This is a genomic window from Pseudoduganella sp. GW821-FHT05F09 (assembly GCF_059419605.1).
This window is the reverse complement of the sequence record NZ_JBWKSD010000002.1, coordinates 974598-991349: the sequence shown is the minus strand read 5'-3', so window position 1 is coordinate 991349 and position 16752 is coordinate 974598. Positions and strand designations below refer to the sequence as shown.

At 64.7% G+C, this 16752-nt stretch carries 17 protein-coding genes and 2 rRNA genes; 15 read left to right on the top strand and 4 right to left on the bottom strand.

Annotated features, from left to right (window positions below):
- Both AC07S4_RS09775 and rrf read left to right on the top strand, forming a co-directional pair.
- A 23S ribosomal RNA gene (locus tag AC07S4_RS09775) occupies positions 1-72 on the top strand; the annotation flags it as partial.
- 138 nt (positions 73-210) lie between these two features.
- A 5S ribosomal RNA gene (gene rrf, locus AC07S4_RS09770) occupies positions 211-323 on the top strand.
- 51 nt (positions 324-374) lie between these two features.
- On the opposite strand, the gene AC07S4_RS09765 is transcribed toward rrf, so the two are convergent.
- From AC07S4_RS09765 to AC07S4_RS09755, 3 genes are all read right to left on the bottom strand, one after another.
- Positions 375-719: a DUF1840 domain-containing protein gene (locus AC07S4_RS09765; RefSeq protein ID WP_494986440.1), complete on the bottom strand. Its 345-nt coding sequence runs from the start codon at positions 717-719 to the stop codon at positions 375-377.
- Positions 720-780: 61 nt separating this feature from the next.
- Complete coding sequence (locus AC07S4_RS09760; protein WP_494986439.1) at positions 781-1317, bottom strand: hypothetical protein; 537 nt, start codon at positions 1315-1317, stop codon at positions 781-783.
- A 41-nt stretch (positions 1318-1358) separates the two neighbouring features.
- Positions 1359-2879: a YifB family Mg chelatase-like AAA ATPase gene (locus tag AC07S4_RS09755; RefSeq protein ID WP_494986438.1), complete on the bottom strand. Its 1521-nt coding sequence runs from the start codon at positions 2877-2879 to the stop codon at positions 1359-1361.
- Between the two features lie 196 nt (positions 2880-3075).
- On the opposite strand from AC07S4_RS09755, the gene AC07S4_RS09750 reads away from it, so the two are divergent.
- Both AC07S4_RS09750 and AC07S4_RS09745 read left to right on the top strand, forming a co-directional pair.
- A complete protein-coding gene (locus AC07S4_RS09750) occupies positions 3076-3948 on the top strand; it encodes a hypothetical protein (RefSeq protein ID WP_494986437.1) in 873 nt (290 codons plus the stop codon).
- A gap of 10 nt (positions 3949-3958) precedes the next feature.
- Positions 3959-5794 (top strand): CHASE2 domain-containing protein, encoded by a 1836-nt coding sequence (locus AC07S4_RS09745; protein WP_494986436.1) that lies wholly within the window; start codon positions 3959-3961, stop codon positions 5792-5794.
- A gap of 1 nt (position 5795) precedes the next feature.
- Here AC07S4_RS09745 and AC07S4_RS09740 read toward each other — a convergent pair whose 3' ends face one another.
- Positions 5796-6038: an accessory factor UbiK family protein gene (locus tag AC07S4_RS09740; protein ID WP_161075319.1), complete on the bottom strand. Its 243-nt coding sequence runs from the start codon at positions 6036-6038 to the stop codon at positions 5796-5798.
- A 240-nt stretch (positions 6039-6278) separates the two neighbouring features.
- Between AC07S4_RS09740 and AC07S4_RS09735 the strand changes: the two genes are divergently transcribed.
- The 11 genes from AC07S4_RS09735 to AC07S4_RS09685 all read left to right on the top strand — a co-directional run bounded on the left by AC07S4_RS09735 (position 6279) and on the right by AC07S4_RS09685 (position 16752).
- Positions 6279-7037 carry a TorF family putative porin gene (locus tag AC07S4_RS09735; RefSeq protein ID WP_494986435.1) on the top strand — a complete coding sequence of 253 codons (759 nt, stop codon included), beginning with the start codon at positions 6279-6281 and terminating at the stop codon, positions 7035-7037.
- 12 nt (positions 7038-7049) lie between these two features.
- Positions 7050-7388 carry a P-II family nitrogen regulator gene (locus AC07S4_RS09730; RefSeq protein WP_107878151.1) on the top strand — a complete coding sequence of 113 codons (339 nt, stop codon included), beginning with the start codon at positions 7050-7052 and terminating at the stop codon, positions 7386-7388.
- 13 nt (positions 7389-7401) lie between these two features.
- Positions 7402-8970 carry an ammonium transporter gene (locus AC07S4_RS09725; protein WP_494986434.1) on the top strand — a complete coding sequence of 523 codons (1569 nt, stop codon included), beginning with the start codon at positions 7402-7404 and terminating at the stop codon, positions 8968-8970.
- A gap of 150 nt (positions 8971-9120) precedes the next feature.
- Positions 9121-10422 (top strand): glutamate--cysteine ligase, encoded by a 1302-nt coding sequence (gene gshA / locus AC07S4_RS09720; RefSeq protein WP_494986433.1) that lies wholly within the window; start codon positions 9121-9123, stop codon positions 10420-10422.
- 73 nt (positions 10423-10495) lie between these two features.
- Positions 10496-11449, top strand: coding sequence for a glutathione synthase (gene gshB / locus AC07S4_RS09715; RefSeq protein WP_494986432.1), 954 nt, complete (start codon positions 10496-10498; stop codon positions 11447-11449).
- Positions 11450-11459: 10 nt separating this feature from the next.
- On the top strand, positions 11460-11861 hold the full coding sequence (locus tag AC07S4_RS09710; RefSeq protein WP_161075324.1) for a PTS sugar transporter subunit IIA: 402 nt from the start codon (positions 11460-11462) through the stop codon (positions 11859-11861).
- A gap of 24 nt (positions 11862-11885) precedes the next feature.
- Positions 11886-12155 (top strand): HPr family phosphocarrier protein, encoded by a 270-nt coding sequence (locus AC07S4_RS09705; RefSeq protein ID WP_093552146.1) that lies wholly within the window; start codon positions 11886-11888, stop codon positions 12153-12155.
- A 57-nt stretch (positions 12156-12212) separates the two neighbouring features.
- Entirely contained in the window at positions 12213-13958 is a 1746-nt protein-coding gene (ptsP, locus tag AC07S4_RS09700) for a phosphoenolpyruvate--protein phosphotransferase (protein ID WP_494986431.1), read from the top strand.
- A 126-nt stretch (positions 13959-14084) separates the two neighbouring features.
- Positions 14085-15206 (top strand): homoserine O-succinyltransferase MetX, encoded by a 1122-nt coding sequence (metX, locus tag AC07S4_RS09695; RefSeq protein WP_494986458.1) that lies wholly within the window; start codon positions 14085-14087, stop codon positions 15204-15206.
- The gene (gene metW / locus AC07S4_RS09690) at positions 15203-15814 is read left to right on the top strand and encodes a methionine biosynthesis protein MetW (protein ID WP_494986430.1); all 612 of its coding nucleotides are present in this window, start codon (positions 15203-15205) and stop codon (positions 15812-15814) included. The genes metX and metW overlap by 4 nt, the downstream gene beginning before the upstream one ends.
- Positions 15815-15864: 50 nt before the next feature.
- Complete coding sequence (locus tag AC07S4_RS09685; protein ID WP_494986429.1) at positions 15865-16752, top strand: M48 family metallopeptidase; 888 nt, start codon at positions 15865-15867, stop codon at positions 16750-16752.

The window sequence follows — 16752 nt, the reverse complement described above, 5'->3', positions numbered from 1 at the left end:
TGATAGGCTGGGTGTGGAAGTGCAGTAATGCATTAAGCTAACCAGTACTAATTGCCCGTAAGGCTTGTCCCTATAACATTGATTGGTTATAGGCGAGAAGTGCGCATGTTGTGCGTAGTTGATACGCAATCACACCAAAATAAATCTGAATTTCTTCCAAATTTTAGAGCTTGGCTGCCCATTCGGGAGCGAAGCTTGTACAAGTCAAAGCCTGATGACCATAGCAAATCGGTCCCACCCCTTCCCATCCCGAACAGGACCGTGAAACGATTTTGCGCCGATGATAGTGCTGCAACCAGTGTGAAAGTAGGTTATCGTCAGGCTAGTTATATAGAAAAACCCCGTCAGGTGATCCTGGCGGGGTTTTTTGACGTTTACACGCCCCAAACAATGTCATGCCCGTCCGAAATGGCGGCGCGCAGCATTTCCAGAAGGGGAAACACGCGGGTTGCGAAACCGATGTGCTGTTTTTCCGTCAGCGGCTCGTCGTCATCCAGCGCCGCGGTCGAGTGGGTCTTGTCCTGGTGGTGTTCTATGTCCTGGTCGGGGTGCAGCTTGCTGAGCGCAACCTCGTGCTCAAGCGCAGCCAATGCGCCCGCCGCTTCCGCCGCCGTGATTACGCCGCGCGTGGGACTCTTGTTCAGCAGTTCCAGTATGCGCTCGGCGTGTTCCTTGTACATCATGACCGCTGGAGAGGATTTGGATTTGAATGTGATCATGGCGTTTCCCCCACTCTTGTTGTGCGTGTTCAAACGATAACACGACTTTCATCCCCGCACATCAGTTCGGCTTGAACGAGCGCATGAACATCTCGATCTCGTCGTTCGGCATGTGCTTGTCCCGGCCCACCACGATCAGTTGGTAGACCCGTTTGTCGCTGGCAATGAAGCGCCCTACCATGCGCAGCGCTTCGCCGTTGCGCGACCCCTTTGCATCCACTTCGATCGCCTGCGGCCGCTGGCCTTGTTTTGCGGCCAGTTTTTCCGTGGTGATGGTGCCGTTGATATTGGCGACCATGGCGGTTTTCATGGCGCCAACCGCAACCTGGGCCTGGGCGGCATCGGCCATTTCGGCGGCGCCCACGGCAAAGGTGACGCCATCCACTTCCGCCGCCGCCATCTGCATGTTCACCGTGGCGCCGCCCAGGTTGATGCTGCGCGTGTGCGTCGCCGGCTTGGCCGGGAACAGCACGGCATAGGGCGCTTCGGTGCTGCGGAAGTCGCGCCAGTCGAACTTGGGGCTGCAGGCGGCGAGTGCGGCGCAGGCCAGCGCCGCACCGAGGGCCGCGCGAACGGCAGTGGTGATTTTGGTATCCATGATGCGATGGTATCAGGCGGCAAGCGTGTCCGCCATCGGCGCTACATATCGAGCAGCGCGCGGCGGAACTGGATGGCCTGGCTGACATGGTGGGCGGTGATGGCGGGGGAATTGTCCAGGTCGGCAACGGTGCGCGCCATCCGCAGCACGCGGTGATAGGCGCGCGCCGACCAGTGCAGCTTGAGCATGCTCCCGCGCAGCACGGCCCGGCCTTCGCGGTCCAGCTTGCAGTGCCGTTCGATGTCCCGCGTGCCCATCAGCTGGTTGGTTTTGCCTTGGCGGGCCTGCTGGATATTCCAGGCTTGCTGCACGCGCGCGGCAACCACGGCCGAGCTTTCGCCGTCCGCCGGCGCCTCCAGTTCGTCCGGCGAGAGCGGCAGGACCGAGATCAGCAGATCCATGCGGTCCAGCAGCGGGCCCGAAATCCTGCCCTGGTAGCGCAGGATGACGTCCGGCGGGCAACGGCATTTGCCGCTGGGGTGGCCATGATAGCCGCAGGGACAGCCGTTCATGGCCGCCAGCAACTGGAAACGGGCCGGAAAGTCGGCGCGGTGGGCGGCGCGTGAAATGGTGACCTTGCCCGATTCCATCGGTTCGCGCAGCACTTCCAGCACGCGCCGGTCGAACTCGGGCAGTTCGTCGAGAAACAGCACGCCTCTGTGCGCCATGGAAATCTCGCCGGGATGGGGCACGCTGCCGCCGCCCACCAGCGCTACGCCGGACGAAGTGTGGTGGGGAGAACGGAATGGGCGCGCCTTCCAGCTGCCGGCGTCGAAATGGCCGCTGAGCGACTGCACCGCCGCCGCCTCCAGCGCCTCCTCGTCCGTCATTGCGGGCAGCAGGCCGGGGAAGCGCGCTGCCAGCATGCTTTTGCCGGTGCCCGGCGGACCGACCAGCAGCACGCTGTGGCAGCCGGCCGCCGCTACTTCCAGCGCGCGCTTGACGCCGGCCTGGCCTTTGACGTCGGACAAGTCCGGGTAGTCCGGCGGCAGCGCGGCGGCGGCGGGCTGGTGGCGCTGCAGGCCGCCGCTGCCGTCGCCCCGGTGGGCGAAGTGGGCGCACACCTGCGTCAGCGTCGTGGCCGGGTAGATCAGCGCGTCGCTTACCAGCGCCGCCTCATCGGCGTTGGCCAGCGGCAAGATGAAGGCGCGCCTTTTACTGCGGGCGTTGCGGTGCATGGCGTAGGTCATGGCCAGGGCGCCGCGTATCGGCCGCAGCTCGCCAGACAGCGACAACTCGCCGGCGAATTCGTAGTCGCGCAGCGGGGTGGTGGGAATCTGGCCGGACGCGGCCAGAATGCCGAGCGCAATCGGCAGGTCGAAGCGGCCGGATTCCTTGGGCAGGTCGGCCGGGGCCAGGTTGACGGTAATGCGCTGGGCCGGCATCTCGAAGCCGGCGTTCTGGATGGCTGCGCGCACCCGGTCGCGCGCTTCCTTCACTTCGGTTTCCGGCAAACCCACCATGGCGAAGGCGGGCAAGCCGTTCGCCAAGTGGACTTCGACGCTGACTTCGGGCGCCTCCATGCCCGCCAGCGCGCGGCTTCTCAGAACGGCGAGACTCATGCGTTTCCCCTCGGGGCCAGGCGATTGGCCATCTTAGCGCGCTGCCCGGTCCGAGTTTTTGAGGCCGCGCAAGCCGGCGGCGTTGTAATGTCGTTATTGCCACAAAGTTGATTGCGCCTGCTTGCGGACGAGCATAGACTTGGTACAAGGTTGTAAGAGAATTCCTACGCATGCCTTATTCATTAAGGGGTTGATCATGTGCAAAATGCTCCGCGCCGGCAATATTTGCTGCGCGTTATTGCTGGTTCTGGGCCAATTGATGGTAGCCGGCGCGGCGCGCGCCGCCGGTCCGGACGACGTGGTCGGCATGGTGCTGGACGTGCAGGGCGGCGGCGAACTGCTGCGCAGCGGACGTTCCAGCAAGCTGCAGCTGCTCAGCTACATCAAGCCGGGCGCGCAGTTCAAGCTGGAGGCCGGCAGCAAGGCTTCCTTGTCGCACTACGGCGCCAAGCTGATCTACCAGCTGGTGGGGCCGGTGCTGGCCGAGGTTGGCGAGGACGGTGTAAAAGTGCTCAATGGCACGCCCGCCACCACCAAGTCGCTGGCGGAAAAAGTGGTGGCGGCTGCCGTGCATCCGAATATGGGGGCGGCGGCGTTCAAGATGCGCTCGCTGGGCCAGGAAATCGCCATCCAGTCGCCGATCAACCGCAGCGTGCAGCTGGGGGCGCGGCCGCGCTTCCAGTGGAGCGTGCCCGAGCCGGCCAGTTTCCAGCTGGTCCTGACCGAGGCGCCGGAGCGCGTGGTGGCCAAGGCCACGGTGGAAGGTTCGACCTGGGATCTGCCGCCCGGCACCATGCTGGCGGCGGGCAAGGAATACCGCTGGAGCGTCAGCTATACGGCGCCGGACGGCCAGCAGCGCTCGGCCGCAGCCGACTTCACGGTGGCCAGCCAGGCCGACGCCGACGCCATGCGTGCGCTCAAGCCCGGCGCGGGCGCGGCGGTGGACGAGTGGGTGCTGTACGCCGCCATCCTGCGCGACCGCCAGATGCTGGACGAGGCGCGCCAGGTCTGGCGCGACATTGCCGCCCAGCGCCCGGACCTGACCACCGCCCACACCATGGCGCGCTAGCTCCGCCGCTGTGGCTGCGCACCCGTCCGCCAGGCTGGCCGCCGCCGGCATCAACGCCGCCGCGCTGGCGCTGTGCACGCTGCTGGCCTTGCTGGCCGCGCCGGCGCTGGACCAGCGCCTGCTGGACGCCCAGTTCGCCCTGAACCGCGCCTGGTTCCCGCAGCCGGTGCAGACCGACGTGGTGCTGGTGGGTATAGACGAGGCCTTCCTCGACACGGTGGAGGAGCCGCTGACCTTGAGCCACCGCTATCTGGCCGCCTTCCTGGACGCCGCCAGCGAAGCGGGCGCGCGCGTGATCGCGCTCGACCTGGTGCTGCCGGAAAAGCGCTTCGACACGCTGATCTCCGCCCGCGAGCCGGACTTCGACTTTCACCGCACCCTGCTGGCGGGGCTGATGCGCACGCTGCCGCGCAGCAAACTGGTGCTGGCCAAAGTGTGGGACACCGAGCGCAGCCACTACCGCGACATCCAGATCGACTACGCCGCCGTGCTCAATACCCAGCAGGACGGCGTGCAGGCGCTGGCCTCGGCGCTGTTCTGCAGCGACGACGACACCCGCATCCGGCGCTATCCGGATCCCGCCTGGAATTGCCTGCCGGACCGCAGCCCCTACACGCTGTCCAGCGAAATCAGCGCCGCCATGGGCAAGCGCCAGCCGTGGAGCGGTTTGATCAATTACCAGATCGGCCCCGCCTTCCGCTATCTGCCGCTGCAGGAGGTGCTGCGCCTGGCAGAGCGCGGCGGCAAGGCGCAGCTGCGCGCCATGTTTGCCGGCAAGGCCGTGCTGGTGGGCACGGTGCAGGACGACACCGACCTGCTGAATCTGCCGGCGGCGATGGCGGCCTGGCGCGAAGGGCGCCGCCTGCCTGGTGTGCTGGTGCATGCGCAGGCCGTGCGCAGCATGCTCAACCAGGGGCTGATCCAGCCGCTGGGGCCGGCCTGGGCCTGGGGCATGGCGGCCGCCGGCGCGCTGTTCTGGTTCCATGCGGCGGTGGCGCGCAAGGTGCTGCTGGCCATCCTGGCCAGCGCGGCGCTGCTGGCGGCCAGCAATATCCTGCTGCGCCAGGGCGTGTGGATTGCGCCCAGCGCCATGCTGGCCAGCCTGTGGCTGGCCGTGCTGTCGCGTTCGGCGGACCAGGGCTGGCGCAACTTCAGCGAAAAGCAGCGCCTGCGCCGCACCTTCTCCGGCTATGTCAGCCCGCAGGTGATGCAGCAAATCGTGGAGGGCGGGGTGGATGCGCGCAAGCAGGGCGCCAAGGTGGAGGTGTGCGTGCTGTTCTCGGACATCCGCAACTTCACCAGCATGAGCGAGCTCCTGCCCGCCGAGCAGGTGGTGGCGCTGCTGAACCGCTATTTCGGCCGCATCACCGCCATGGTGCACAAGCATGGCGGCACGGTGGATAAATTCATCGGCGACGGCATGATGGCGTTTTTTGGTGCGCCCAATGAATTGCCCAGCCCGGAACTGGCGGCGCTGGAGGCCGCGCGCGACATGCTGGCCGAACTGGCCCAGCTGAACGCCGAGCTGCGCGCCGAAGGCAAGGCCGAACTGGCGATGGGCATAGGCCTGCATAGCGGGCCGGCGGTGATAGGCTATATCGGTTCCAGCCACCGGCACGAATACACGGCCATCGGCGACACGGTCAACGTGGCGTCGCGGCTGGAGGGGCTGTGCAAGCAGCTGGGCTATCCCATTATCTGCTCGGGCGCCGTGGCCGAACGGCTGGGGCCGGACGGCGCCGCCATGCTGTCGCCGCTGGGTGAGCATGGCTTGAAAGGGCATAGCGCGGTGCCGGTCTACGGCTGGGATCCGCAGGGCGAGCGCGCCGCGCCCCGGGACGGATAGCTTACTGCGGCGGCAGCTTCGCTTCCAGCTCCGCCAGGCGCGCTTCCAGCAGTTCCAGCTTGGCGCGCGTCTTGGCCAGCACTTGCGCCTGGATATCGAACTCCTCGCGCGTCACCAGATCCAGCTTGGCGAAGCCCTGGGTCATCATCGATTTCACGTTTTTCTCGATGTCCTTGGCCGGCGAGCTCTCGATGGCCTGGTTGATCTTGCCTTGCAAGTCATTGAAGAAGTTGTTCATGTCCATGATGTTTCCTAGATTGATGTGTTTTCGCACCATCCCGGTGCGATGCCAGTAAATTAAGCATTAATATGGTGCGGAATACGCTCTCTGCCGCGCTGTCATTCCTGTAATTCCCGCTAACTATCTAACAAGCTTGCACGAAGTCAGCTGGCACGCATTCTGCTAAAGAGGTAGTGAACGCTTAGGCTTAGCCTGGATTTTAAACCGCAACCGCTCCAAAAGTTCAAACTAAAGGATATCGCCATGAAATACATGACCAAGCACCTGACTCTTGCAGCAGCAATCACTCTCGCGATGGCTAGCCTGGGAGCCGGTCTGGCCCGTGCGGAAGACGCTCCAGCGGTGAAACCGGATAACGAAGTGTCTTACAACGTGGCACTGACCACCGACTACCGCTATCGCGGCATTTCCCAGAGCCGCCTCAAGCCTGCGCTGCAAGCGGGCGCGGATTGGGTCAACAATCCGACCGGCTTCTACGCCGGCACCTGGGCGTCGAGCATCAAGTGGATCGACGACGCGGGCGGCGACGTGAACCTGGAATGGGATATCTACGGCGGCAAGCGCGGCGACATCGGCGGCGGCTTCAGCTACGACGTGGGCGGCCTGTACTACTTCTACCCGTCCAACGGCCTGCATCCCAGCGCCAACACCTTCGAACTGTACGGCGCCGTCAGCTACGGCCCGGCCACGCTGAAATACTCGCACTCGACCACCAATTTGTTCGGCTTTGCCGACAGCAAAAACAGCGGCTACTTCGACGCCTCGGTCAACCAGGAAATCCAGGACGGCTACATCCTCAACCTGCACGTGGGCCGCCAGAACGTGAAGCACAACAGCGTTTCCAGCTACACCGACTGGAAAGTGGGCGTGACCAAGGACTTCGGCGTGGTCACCGTCTCGCTGGCGGCCATCAAGGCCACGACCGATGTCTACACCTCGCCGCGCAATGGCAAAGATCTGGCCAAGATGGGCGCTGTGCTGACCGTTTCCAAAATCTTCTAAGCGAGGCACCTCATGAAACTGATTACCGCCATTATCAAGCCCTTCAAGCTGGACGAGGTCCGCGAGGCTTTGTCGGCGATTAATGTGCAAGGCATTACCGTGACCGAAGTGAAGGGTTTCGGCCGCCAGAAGGGGCACACCGAGCTGTACCGTGGCGCCGAATACGTGGTCGACTTCCTGCCCAAGACCAAGATCGAAGCGGCGGTGGACGACGCGGTCGTGGAACAGGCCATCGAAGCGATTGAAGGCGCGGCCCGCACCGGCAAGATCGGCGACGGCAAGATCTTTGTCTACAACCTGGAACAGGTTATCCGTATCCGCACCGGCGAAACCGGCAACGACGCTCTCTAAGGGGAACTTTGAAATGAAGAAAACCATAACAAAATTGCTGGCCGGGGCCGCTGTCCTGTTTGCCTTTAGCGCGGCCCTGCCGGGCTACGCGCAAGACGCCAAGCCTGCCGATGCGCCTGCCGCCAGCGCGGCCGCCGCACCTGCCGCCTCCGCGCCTGCGGCCGCAGCACCAGCACCTGCCGCCGCCGCACCGGCACCAGCCGCCGCCGCACCGGCAGCCGCCGCGCCGGCCGAAGCGCCTGCCGCTCCCGCCCCGGTGCCGAACAAGGGCGACACTGCCTGGATGTTCGTCTCCACCCTGCTGGTCATCCTGATGACCATCCCCGGCCTGGCCCTGTTCTACGGCGGCCTGGTGCGCTCGAAAAACATGCTGTCCGTGCTGCTGCAGGTGTTCATGGTGTTCGCCGTGATCATCGTGCTGTGGTGCATCTACGGCTACTCGCTGGCGTTCACCGAAGGCGGCGCCTTCTACGGCAAGTTCGACCGCCTGTTCCTGAACGGCATCTGGGATCCGGTCAAGGGCGTGTTCAGCGTGGCGGCCACCTTCAGCAAGGGCGTCGTGATTCCTGAGTTCGTCTACGTGGCCTTCCAGGGCACCTTCGCCGCCATCACCTGCGGCTTGATCGTCGGCGCCTTCGCCGAGCGCGCCAAGTTCACCGCCGTGCTGGCCTTCATGGTGCTGTGGTTCACCTTCTCGTATCTGCCTATCGCCCACATGGTCTGGTTCTGGACCGGTCCGGACGCGATCAAGGACGCGGCCACCGCCGCAGTTGAAGGCGCGAAAGCCGGCTTCATCTTCCAAAAAGGCGCGCTGGACTTCGCCGGCGGCACCGTGGTGCACATCAATGCCGCCGTGGCCGGCCTGGTTGGCGCCATCATGATCGGCAAACGCGTCGGCTACGGCCGTGAATCCATGGCGCCGCACTCGCTGACCATGACCATGGTGGGCGCTTCGCTGCTGTGGGTGGGCTGGTTCGGCTTCAACGCCGGTTCGGCCCTGGAAGCGGGCGACATCGCCGCGCTGGCCTTCATCAACACCCTGCTGGCCACCGCTTGCGCCACCGTATCGTGGGTCTTCGGCGAGTGGATCACCAAGGGCAAGCCATCCATGCTGGGCGGCGCGTCCGGCGCAGTGGCCGGCCTGGTGGCCATCACCCCTGCGGCCGGCTTTGTCGGTCCGATGGGCGCACTGGTGATCGGCCTGCTGGCCGGCGTGGTCTGCCTGTGGGGCGTGAACGGCCTGAAACGCCTGATCGGCGCCGACGACTCGCTGGACGTGTTCGGCGTGCACGGTGTGGGCGGTATCCTGGGCGCGGTGCTGACCGGCGTGTTCGCTGCGCCTTCGCTGGGCGGCCAGGGCATCTTCGACTACGTGGCCAACAAGGCGTCGGCTGACTACTCCATCAGCGGCCAGGTGATTACCCAGCTGACCGCGGTCGGCATCACCATCCTGTGGTCGGCCGTGGTGTCCGTGATCGCCTACAAGCTGGTGGACATCGCCATCGGCCTGCGCGTACCGGAAGAGGAAGAACGCGAAGGCCTGGATATCACCAGCCACGGCGAGTCCGCGTATCACGCATAAATGACGCCGGATTTTTCGTAAAAATGCAGTAAATGGCGCCCTCCGGGGCGCCTTTTTGCATTTCCGGCCTTTAAATTGGCGTTTTTGCCCCGATTTGGTGAGCTCGCACGGTAAGATTAGACAGTTTCCCCAGTTGTTAAGGATGTAGCCATGGTTCCCCACCTCGTCACGGCCCTGACCGGACCGCTGCTCGACCTCGAAGAAAAAATCCTGGCCGCCACGCCGGCCATTGAGCGCTGGTTCCGCCTCGAGTGGCAGGAACATACGCCGCCGTTCTATTGTTCGGTGGACTTGCGCAATGCCGGCTACAAGCTGGCCCCGGTGGACACCAATCTGTTCCCGGGCGGCTTCAACCACCTGGCCAGCGAAATGCTGCCGCTGTCGGTGCAGGCCGCCATGGCCGCCATCGACAAATACTGCCCGGACGCGCGCAACCTGCTGTTGATCCCGGAAGTGCACGACCGCCACCCGACCTACCTGGAAAACGTGGCGCGCCTGATGCAGATCTTCCGCCAGACCGGCCTGCATGTGCGCCTGGGCTCGCTGTCCCCGGAGATCACCCAGCCGACGCCGCTGGCGCTGCCTGACGGCAACATGCTGGTGATCGAGCCGCTGGTGCGCTCGGCCAACGGGCGCCGCCTGGGGCTGAAGGATTTCGACCCTTGCACCATCCTGGTCAATAACGACTTGTCGGCCGGCATACCGGACATCCTGCAGAACATCCACGAGCAGAGCCTGCTGCCGCCGCTGCACGCGGGCTGGGCGCTGCGCCGCAAGAGCAACCATTTCACCGCCTACGACGAGGTGGTGAAGAAGTTCGGCAAGCTGATCGGCGTGGACCCGTGGATGCTCAATCCCTTCCACGCCAAATGCGGCGGGGTGGACTTCGACAGCGGCGAGGGCCTGGACTGCCTGGCCACCAATGTGGACGCGGTGCTGGCCAAGATCCGCAAGAAGTACAAGGAATACGGCATCAAGGACCAGAAGCCCTTCGTCATCATCAAGCCGGACGCGGGCACCTATGGCAAGGGCATCATCTCGATCCGCGACGCGGCCGAGCTGAAGGACCTGTCGGCGGCGCAGCGCAACAAGATGTCGGTGGTGAAGGACGGGCGCGTGGTGTCGGACCTGAATATCCAGGAAGGCGTGCCGACCTTCGAGAGCATCAAGGATGCGGTGGCCGAGCCGGTGGTCTATATGATAGACCGCTACGTGGTGGGCGGTTACTACCGCGTGCACGCGGAGCGCGGCGTGGAGCAGAACCTGAATGCGCCCGGTTCGCAGTTCGTGCCGCTGGCCTTCGCGCAGCAGCACGCGGTGCCGGACCTGAAAGCCAAGCCGGGCACGGCCGCGCCGAACCGTTTCTATGTGTACGGCGTGGTGGCGCGCCTGGCGCTGCTGGCCGCGTCGCTGGAGATGGAACGCACCGATCCGAATCCCGAAGTGTACTAAGGCGCCGGCGCCGTGGCCGGTGCGTCCGGCCAAACTCGGCTAAAATCAGGCATTACCCCGACTGGACGCGCCCATGAAAATTGCATTCCTTGCCGATCCGCTGGCAGGCTTTAAAACCTACAAGGATTCGACTTACGCCATGATGGTGGAGGCGGCGCGCCGCGGCCACACGCTGTACGCCTTTGAACAGAAGGACATGGCGCTGAACGAGGGCACCGTGACGGCGCTGGTGTCGCGCATTACCCTGACCGGCGACGCCCACGACTGGTTCCGCGCCGAGCCGCAGGAGGAAACCCGCCTGGACGCCTTCGACGCCGTGATCCAGCGCAAGGACCCGCCGTTCGACATGGAATACGTCTACGGCACCTATCTGCTGCAGCTGGCCGAGAAGCAGGGCGCGCGCGTGTTCAACCGCCCGTCCGCCATTCGCGACCACAACGAAAAGCTGTCCATCGCCCAGTTCCCGCAGTTCACCGCGCCCACCCTGGTGGCTTCGAGCGAAGCGCGCCTGCGCGCCTTCCACCAGCAGCACCAGGACATCATCCTCAAGCCGCTGGACGGCATGGGCGGCGCCGGCGTGTTCCGCGTCAAGGCCGACGGCCTGAACCTGGGCGCCATCATTGAGACGCTGACCGACAACGGCAAGCGCACCATCATGGCCCAGCGCTACATTCCCGACATCGTCAAGGGCGACAAGCGCATCCTGGTCATCGGCGGCAAGCCGGTGCCGTTTTCGCTGGCGCGCATCCCGCAGGCCGGCGAAGTGCGCGGCAACCTGGCCGCCGGCGGCACCGGCGTGGCCCAGCCTTTGACCGCGCGCGACCTGGAAATCGCGGAAACCCTGGGCCCGGTACTGGCGGCGCGGGGACTGTTGCTGGTAGGATTAGATGTCATTGGCGAAAACTTGACGGAAGTGAACGTCACCAGCCCGACCTGCTTCCAGGAGATCACGGAGCAGACCGGTTTCCAGGTCGCGGCCATGTTCATCGATGCGGTCGAGGCGCACAGCCAGGCAGCCCAGGTATAAGAAGGCGAATATGGTAGGCATACTGCTTATGACCCACGCGCCGCTGGGGCAGGCTTTCATCGCGGCCTGCAACCACGTGTTCCGGGGCGTGACGGAGCGGCTGGAGGCGATCGACGTGATGGCCGACCAGGACCTGGAGGAAGTGCAGGCGCTGGCGGCGGCCGCCATCAAGCGCCTGGACGCGGGCGACGGCGTGCTGGTGATCACGGACGTGAAGGGCGGCACGCCCGCCAATTGCTGCAACAAGCTGGCCGACGCGGGCCGGGTCGAGGTGATAGCGGGCATCAGCCTGCCGATGCTGCTGCGCGCCATCACCTACCGCCGCGATACGCTGGACGTGGTAGTGGAAATGGCCTTGGCCGGCGCCCAGAGCGGCGCGGTGAGGGTGGACAACCGCATCAGGGTGGTTTAACCGTATTTTGAGACGACTATAAAAATGATTCAGCAAGAACTCGAAATTATCAACAAGCTCGGCCTGCATGCGCGCGCTTCCGCCAAATTCACCCAACTGGCAGCCAAGTATAAAAGCGATGTCTGGCTGACCCGCAATGCCCGCCGCATCAACGCCAAGTCCATCATGGGCGTGATGATGCTGGCCGCCGGCAAGGGCGCCAAAGTCATGCTGGAGGCCGACGGCGCCGATGAAGGCGATTGCATCGCCGCCCTGTCCGCACTGGTAAACGACAAGTTCGGCGAAGGCGAGTAAATGCCGGACGACCGCAGCGCTACGCAGCAATCCCTCCGCTTTCTGACAGGCCCGCCCATGGCATCGTTCACCCTACACGGTATTCCTGTTTCGCGCGGCATCGCCATCGGCCGCGCGCACCTGCTGGCGCCGGCGGCGCTGGACGTCAAGCACTACCTGGTGCCGGAGGAACGCCTGGAGGCGGAAGTGCTGCGCCTGCAGGAGGCGCTGGCCACCGTGCACCGCGAGCTGCAAACGCTGTGGAACGAACTGCCGCAGGACGCGCCGACGGAGCTGGGCGCTTTCATCGACGTGCACGTGCTGATCCTGTCGGACCCCTTGATTTCCGAAGCGCCGCTCGACATCATCCGCACCCGCCACTACAACGCCGAGTGGGCGCTGCTGACCCAGATCGACGAGCTGTCGGCGCAGTTCGACGAGATTGAAGACCCCTATCTGCGCGAGCGCAAGGCCGATATCCAGCAGGTGGCCGAGCGGGTGCTGAAGGTGCTGATGGGCAGCGAGCCGCTGCAGGCCCGCAGCGCGGGCGACGCGGACGATTTCCAGGCCCAGATGATCGTGGTGGCGCACGACATTTCGCCGGCCGACATGCTCAAGTTCCGCGACCGCTCCTTTATCGGCTTCGTCACCGACGTGGGCGGCCAGAACTCGCACACCGCCATCGTGGCGCGCAGCCTGGATATTCCGGCGGCCGTCGGCATGTCGCAGGCCTCCACGCTGATCGAGCAGGACGACTGGATCATCATCGACGGCGACGCCGGCGTGGTGATCGCCAATCCGAGCGCGCTGGTGCTGGAGCAGTACCGCGACCGCCAGCAGGCGCAGTCGCGCGCGCGCAAAAAGCTCAACAAGCTGAAGAAAACCGCCGCCGTCACCAAGGACGGTACCGCCATTACGCTGCTGGCCAATATCGAACTGCCGGAGGACTGCGAGTCGGCCATGGAGTCCGGCGCCAACGGCGTGGGCCTGTTCCGCTCGGAGTTCCTGTTCATGGGGCGCGACGCGCGCATCCCGACCGAGGACGAACAGTTCGAGCAGTACAAGAAAGCCGTGGTGGCCATGAAGGGCCGCCCGGTCACCATCCGCACGCTCGACATCGGCGCGGACAAGCCGCTGGACCAGTCCGAGCACACCGCGCTCAATCCGGCGCTGGGCCTGCGCGCCATCCGCTACTGCCTGGCCGAGCCGCAGATTTTCCTGAGCCAGCTGCGCGCCATCCTGCGCGCCTCGGCCTTCGGCAAGGTGCGCATCCTGATCCCGATGCTGGCGCACGCCTTCGAGATCGACCAGTCGCTGGCCATGATAGAGCAGGCCAAGGGCCAGCTGCGCGACGCCGGCGTGAAGTTCGACGCCAATGTGGACGTGGGCGCCATGATAGAAATTCCGGCCGCCGCGCTGGCGCTGCCCATGTTCGTCAAGCGCATGGACTTCCTGTCCATCGGCACCAATGACCTGATCCAGTACACGCTGGCCATCGACCGGGTTGATTATGAGGTGGCGCACCTTTACAATCCCCTGCATCCCGCAGTGCTGCAACTGATCGCCATGACCATTTCGGCCGGCCACAAGGCAGGCATCGACGTGGCCGTGTGCGGCGAAATGGCGGGCGACGTCAAGCTCACCCGCCTGTTGCTGGGCATGGGGCTGCGCGAGTTCTCCATGCATCCGGCGCAGCTGCTGTCGGTCAAGCAGGAGATCCTCAACAGCGACCTGACGCGCATCGTGCCGCAAACCCGCAAGGTGCTGCGCTCGATGGAGCCGGGCGCCATCGCCGACGCCGTGGCCGCACTGCAGGCGATGTAACGCTAAAAACAAAGCAAGCCTGCGGAACCCATCCTCGCGGTTCCGCATTGATTATTGGCCCGTGGGGCCGCGCAGTATTTATTCTGACCACCCATGCCTTCCATAGGAATCGTATCGCCGAAAACCATGCATTTCGCGGAGCCGCTGCAGCTGCAAAGCGGCGCACAGCTGCGCGACTATATGCTCATGTATGAAACCTACGGCACCCTGAACGCGGACAAATCCAACGCGGTCCTGGTGTGCCACGCCTTGAACGCCTCCCACCACGTGGCCGGCGTGTATGCCGACCAGCCCAAGAACGTGGGCTGGTGGGACAATATGGTCGGTCCCGGCAAGCCGCTCGACACCGACCGCTTCTTCGTCATCGGCGTGAACAACCTCGGCTCCTGCTTCGGCTCGACCGGCCCGATGCACAACAACCCGGCCACCGGCAAGCCTTACGGCGCCGCCTTCCCCGTGGTGACGGTGGAGGACTGGGTGGCCGCGCAGGCGCGCCTGGCCGACCAGCTGGGCATTGCGCAGTTTGCCGCCGTCATGGGCGGTTCGCTGGGCGGCATGCAGGCGCTGGCCTGGTCCATCATGTACCCGGACCGCCTGCGCCATTGCGTGGTGATCGCCTCCACGCCCAAGCTGTCGGCGCAGAACATCGCCTTCAACGACGTGGCCCGCACCGCCATCCTGACCGACCCGGACTACCACGGCGGCGACTTCTACGAACACGGCGTGGTGCCGAGGAACGGCCTGAAAGTGGCGCGCATGATAGGCCACATCACCTATCTGTCGGACGACGACATGGCCGAGAAATTCGGCCGCAAGCTGCGCGGCGTGGAGGACTACAAGTTCGGCTTCGGTGTGGACTTCGAGATTGAATCCTATCTGCGCTACCAGGGCGACAAGTTCTCCGAATACTTCGACGCCAACACCTATCTGCTCATTACCAAGGCGCTGGACTACTTCGACCCGGCGCGCCGCCACGGCGGCGACCTGGCCAAGACGCTGGCGGCCACCAAGGCCAAGTTCTTCCTGGCTTCCTTCACCACCGACTGGCGCTTCTCGCCGGAACGCAGCCGTGAAATCGTGCAGGCGCTGATCAGCAACCGGCGCGAAGTGACCTACGCCGAGATCGACGCGCCGCACGGCCACGACGCTTTCCTGCTGGAGGACGAGCGCTACATGAACATGGTGCGCGCTTATTACGAGCGCGTATGGAAAGAACAGCGGCAGGAAGCAGCGGGGGAACAGGCATGACTTTTGACGATTTGAGCAGCGCGCGGCCGGACCTGGCCTTTATCGCCCACTGGGTGGGCAAGGACGCGCACGTGCTGGACGTGGGCTGCGGCGACGGCGTGATGATGGACTACCTGCAGAGCGACAAGCGCTGCAGCGGCTACGGCATCGAGATTGCCGACGACAAGGTATTGGAGTCCACGAAGCGCGGCGTGCAGGTGATCCAGCACGATATGGAGAACGGCCTGTCCCTGTTCGGCGACAATTCCTTCGACACGGTGCTGTGCCTGTCCTCCTTGCAGATGATGAAGCACGTCGAGCCGCTGCTGCGCGACATTGTGCGGGTGGGTAAAGAGGCCATCGTGTCCTTCCCCAACTTCGCCTACTGGCCGCACCGCGTGGCGCTGCTGAAGGGCCGCATGCCGGTATCCGAATCGCTGCCTTACGAGTGGTACGACACGCCCAACGTGCGCTGCGCCACCATCAGCGACTTCCGCGAGCTGGCGGAGGAGGTGGGGCTGGAAGTGATGGAGTGCGTGGCCCTGGCCGAAGGCAAAATCGTCACGGTGCTGCCGAATCTGCGCGGCGAGCTGGCGGTATTCCGACTGCGCAAGAAGGCTGCGCACTGACAGCGCTTTATTGTATGCTAGCGCCGATAAAGTCTTTGGAATAGCACACCATGAAACGCCTGAATTTCAACGCCGCCATGCTGGCGCTGGCCATCGGCAGCGCCGCGTTCAACAGCGCCGCCGCGCCTGCGTCCGCGCAGGACGGCATTCCAGTGGAAAAGATGTCGCCGTTCCGCAAGCTGAACAGTTCCGAGCAGTTCGACGAGCAGTCCAAGCAGCAATACCTGCAACTGATGAGCGAGGCGCAGAAGAAGGGCGCGCTGCTGCCCGACGGCGATCCGCGCGTGGTGCGCCTGCGCGCCATCGCGCGCCGCATCGTGCCCTTCGCCACGCGCTGGAATCCGGACGCGGCCAATTGGAAGTGGCAGGTCAACCTGCTGGACGCGCCTACCGTCAACGCCTTCTGCATGCCGGGCGGGCGCATCGCCTTCTACACCGGCATCATGTCCAAACTGAACCTGACCGACGACGAAGTGGCCATGGTGATGGGCCATGAAATCGCGCACGCGCTGCGCGAGCATGCGCGCGAGCAGGCTGGCAAGACCACCATCACGTCGGTGGGTTCGCGCCTGCTGGGCGCCGGCCTGTCCGCCTATTTCGGCGTCGATCCACGCCTGGGCGAAGTCGGCAGCGACCTGTTCACCAAGGGCTGGGCGCTCAAGTATTCGCGCGACGACGAGCGCGAAGCGGACCTGGTCGGCATGGACCTGGCGGCCCGCGCCGGCTTCGATCCGCGCGCCGGCGAAGTGCTGTGGCAAAAAATGGGCAAGGCCAGTTCCGGCGCGCCGCCGGCGTTCTTCTCCACCCACCCGGCGGGCAAGGAGCGCATCCAGCGCATGAGCGAGTCGCTGCCGCTGGTGATGCCAGTGTACGCGCGGACCAAGGGCGTGCAGCAGTCCGCGCTGCCGCCGTACCGCACCACGCCTGCGCCGAACTGA

Excerpts from the sequence above, each read along its gene's own strand:
- AC07S4_RS09765 (WP_494986440.1), bottom strand. The coding sequence starts at position 719 with ATGATCACATTCAAATCCAAATCCTCTCCAGCGGTCATGATGTACAAG.
- AC07S4_RS09760 (WP_494986439.1), bottom strand. The coding sequence starts at position 1,317 with ATGGATACCAAAATCACCACTGCCGTTCGCGCGGCCCTCGGTGCGGCG.
- AC07S4_RS09755 (WP_494986438.1), bottom strand. The coding sequence starts at position 2,879 with ATGAGTCTCGCCGTTCTGAGAAGCCGCGCGCTGGCGGGCATGGAGGCG.
- AC07S4_RS09750 (WP_494986437.1), top strand. The coding sequence starts at position 3,076 with ATGTGCAAAATGCTCCGCGCCGGCAATATTTGCTGCGCGTTATTGCTG.
- AC07S4_RS09740 (WP_161075319.1), bottom strand. The coding sequence starts at position 6,038 with ATGGACATGAACAACTTCTTCAATGACTTGCAAGGCAAGATCAACCAG.
- AC07S4_RS09735 (WP_494986435.1), top strand. The coding sequence starts at position 6,279 with ATGAAATACATGACCAAGCACCTGACTCTTGCAGCAGCAATCACTCTC.
- AC07S4_RS09730 (WP_107878151.1), top strand. The coding sequence starts at position 7,050 with ATGAAACTGATTACCGCCATTATCAAGCCCTTCAAGCTGGACGAGGTC.
- AC07S4_RS09725 (WP_494986434.1), top strand. The coding sequence starts at position 7,402 with ATGAAGAAAACCATAACAAAATTGCTGGCCGGGGCCGCTGTCCTGTTT.
- gshA (WP_494986433.1), top strand. The coding sequence starts at position 9,121 with ATGGTTCCCCACCTCGTCACGGCCCTGACCGGACCGCTGCTCGACCTC.
- gshB (WP_494986432.1), top strand. The coding sequence starts at position 10,496 with ATGAAAATTGCATTCCTTGCCGATCCGCTGGCAGGCTTTAAAACCTAC.
- AC07S4_RS09710 (WP_161075324.1), top strand. The coding sequence starts at position 11,460 with ATGGTAGGCATACTGCTTATGACCCACGCGCCGCTGGGGCAGGCTTTC.
- AC07S4_RS09705 (WP_093552146.1), top strand. The coding sequence starts at position 11,886 with ATGATTCAGCAAGAACTCGAAATTATCAACAAGCTCGGCCTGCATGCG.
- ptsP (WP_494986431.1), top strand. The coding sequence starts at position 12,213 with ATGGCATCGTTCACCCTACACGGTATTCCTGTTTCGCGCGGCATCGCC.
- metX (WP_494986458.1), top strand. The coding sequence starts at position 14,085 with ATGCATTTCGCGGAGCCGCTGCAGCTGCAAAGCGGCGCACAGCTGCGC.
- metW (WP_494986430.1), top strand. The coding sequence starts at position 15,203 with ATGACTTTTGACGATTTGAGCAGCGCGCGGCCGGACCTGGCCTTTATC.
- AC07S4_RS09685 (WP_494986429.1), top strand. The coding sequence starts at position 15,865 with ATGAAACGCCTGAATTTCAACGCCGCCATGCTGGCGCTGGCCATCGGC.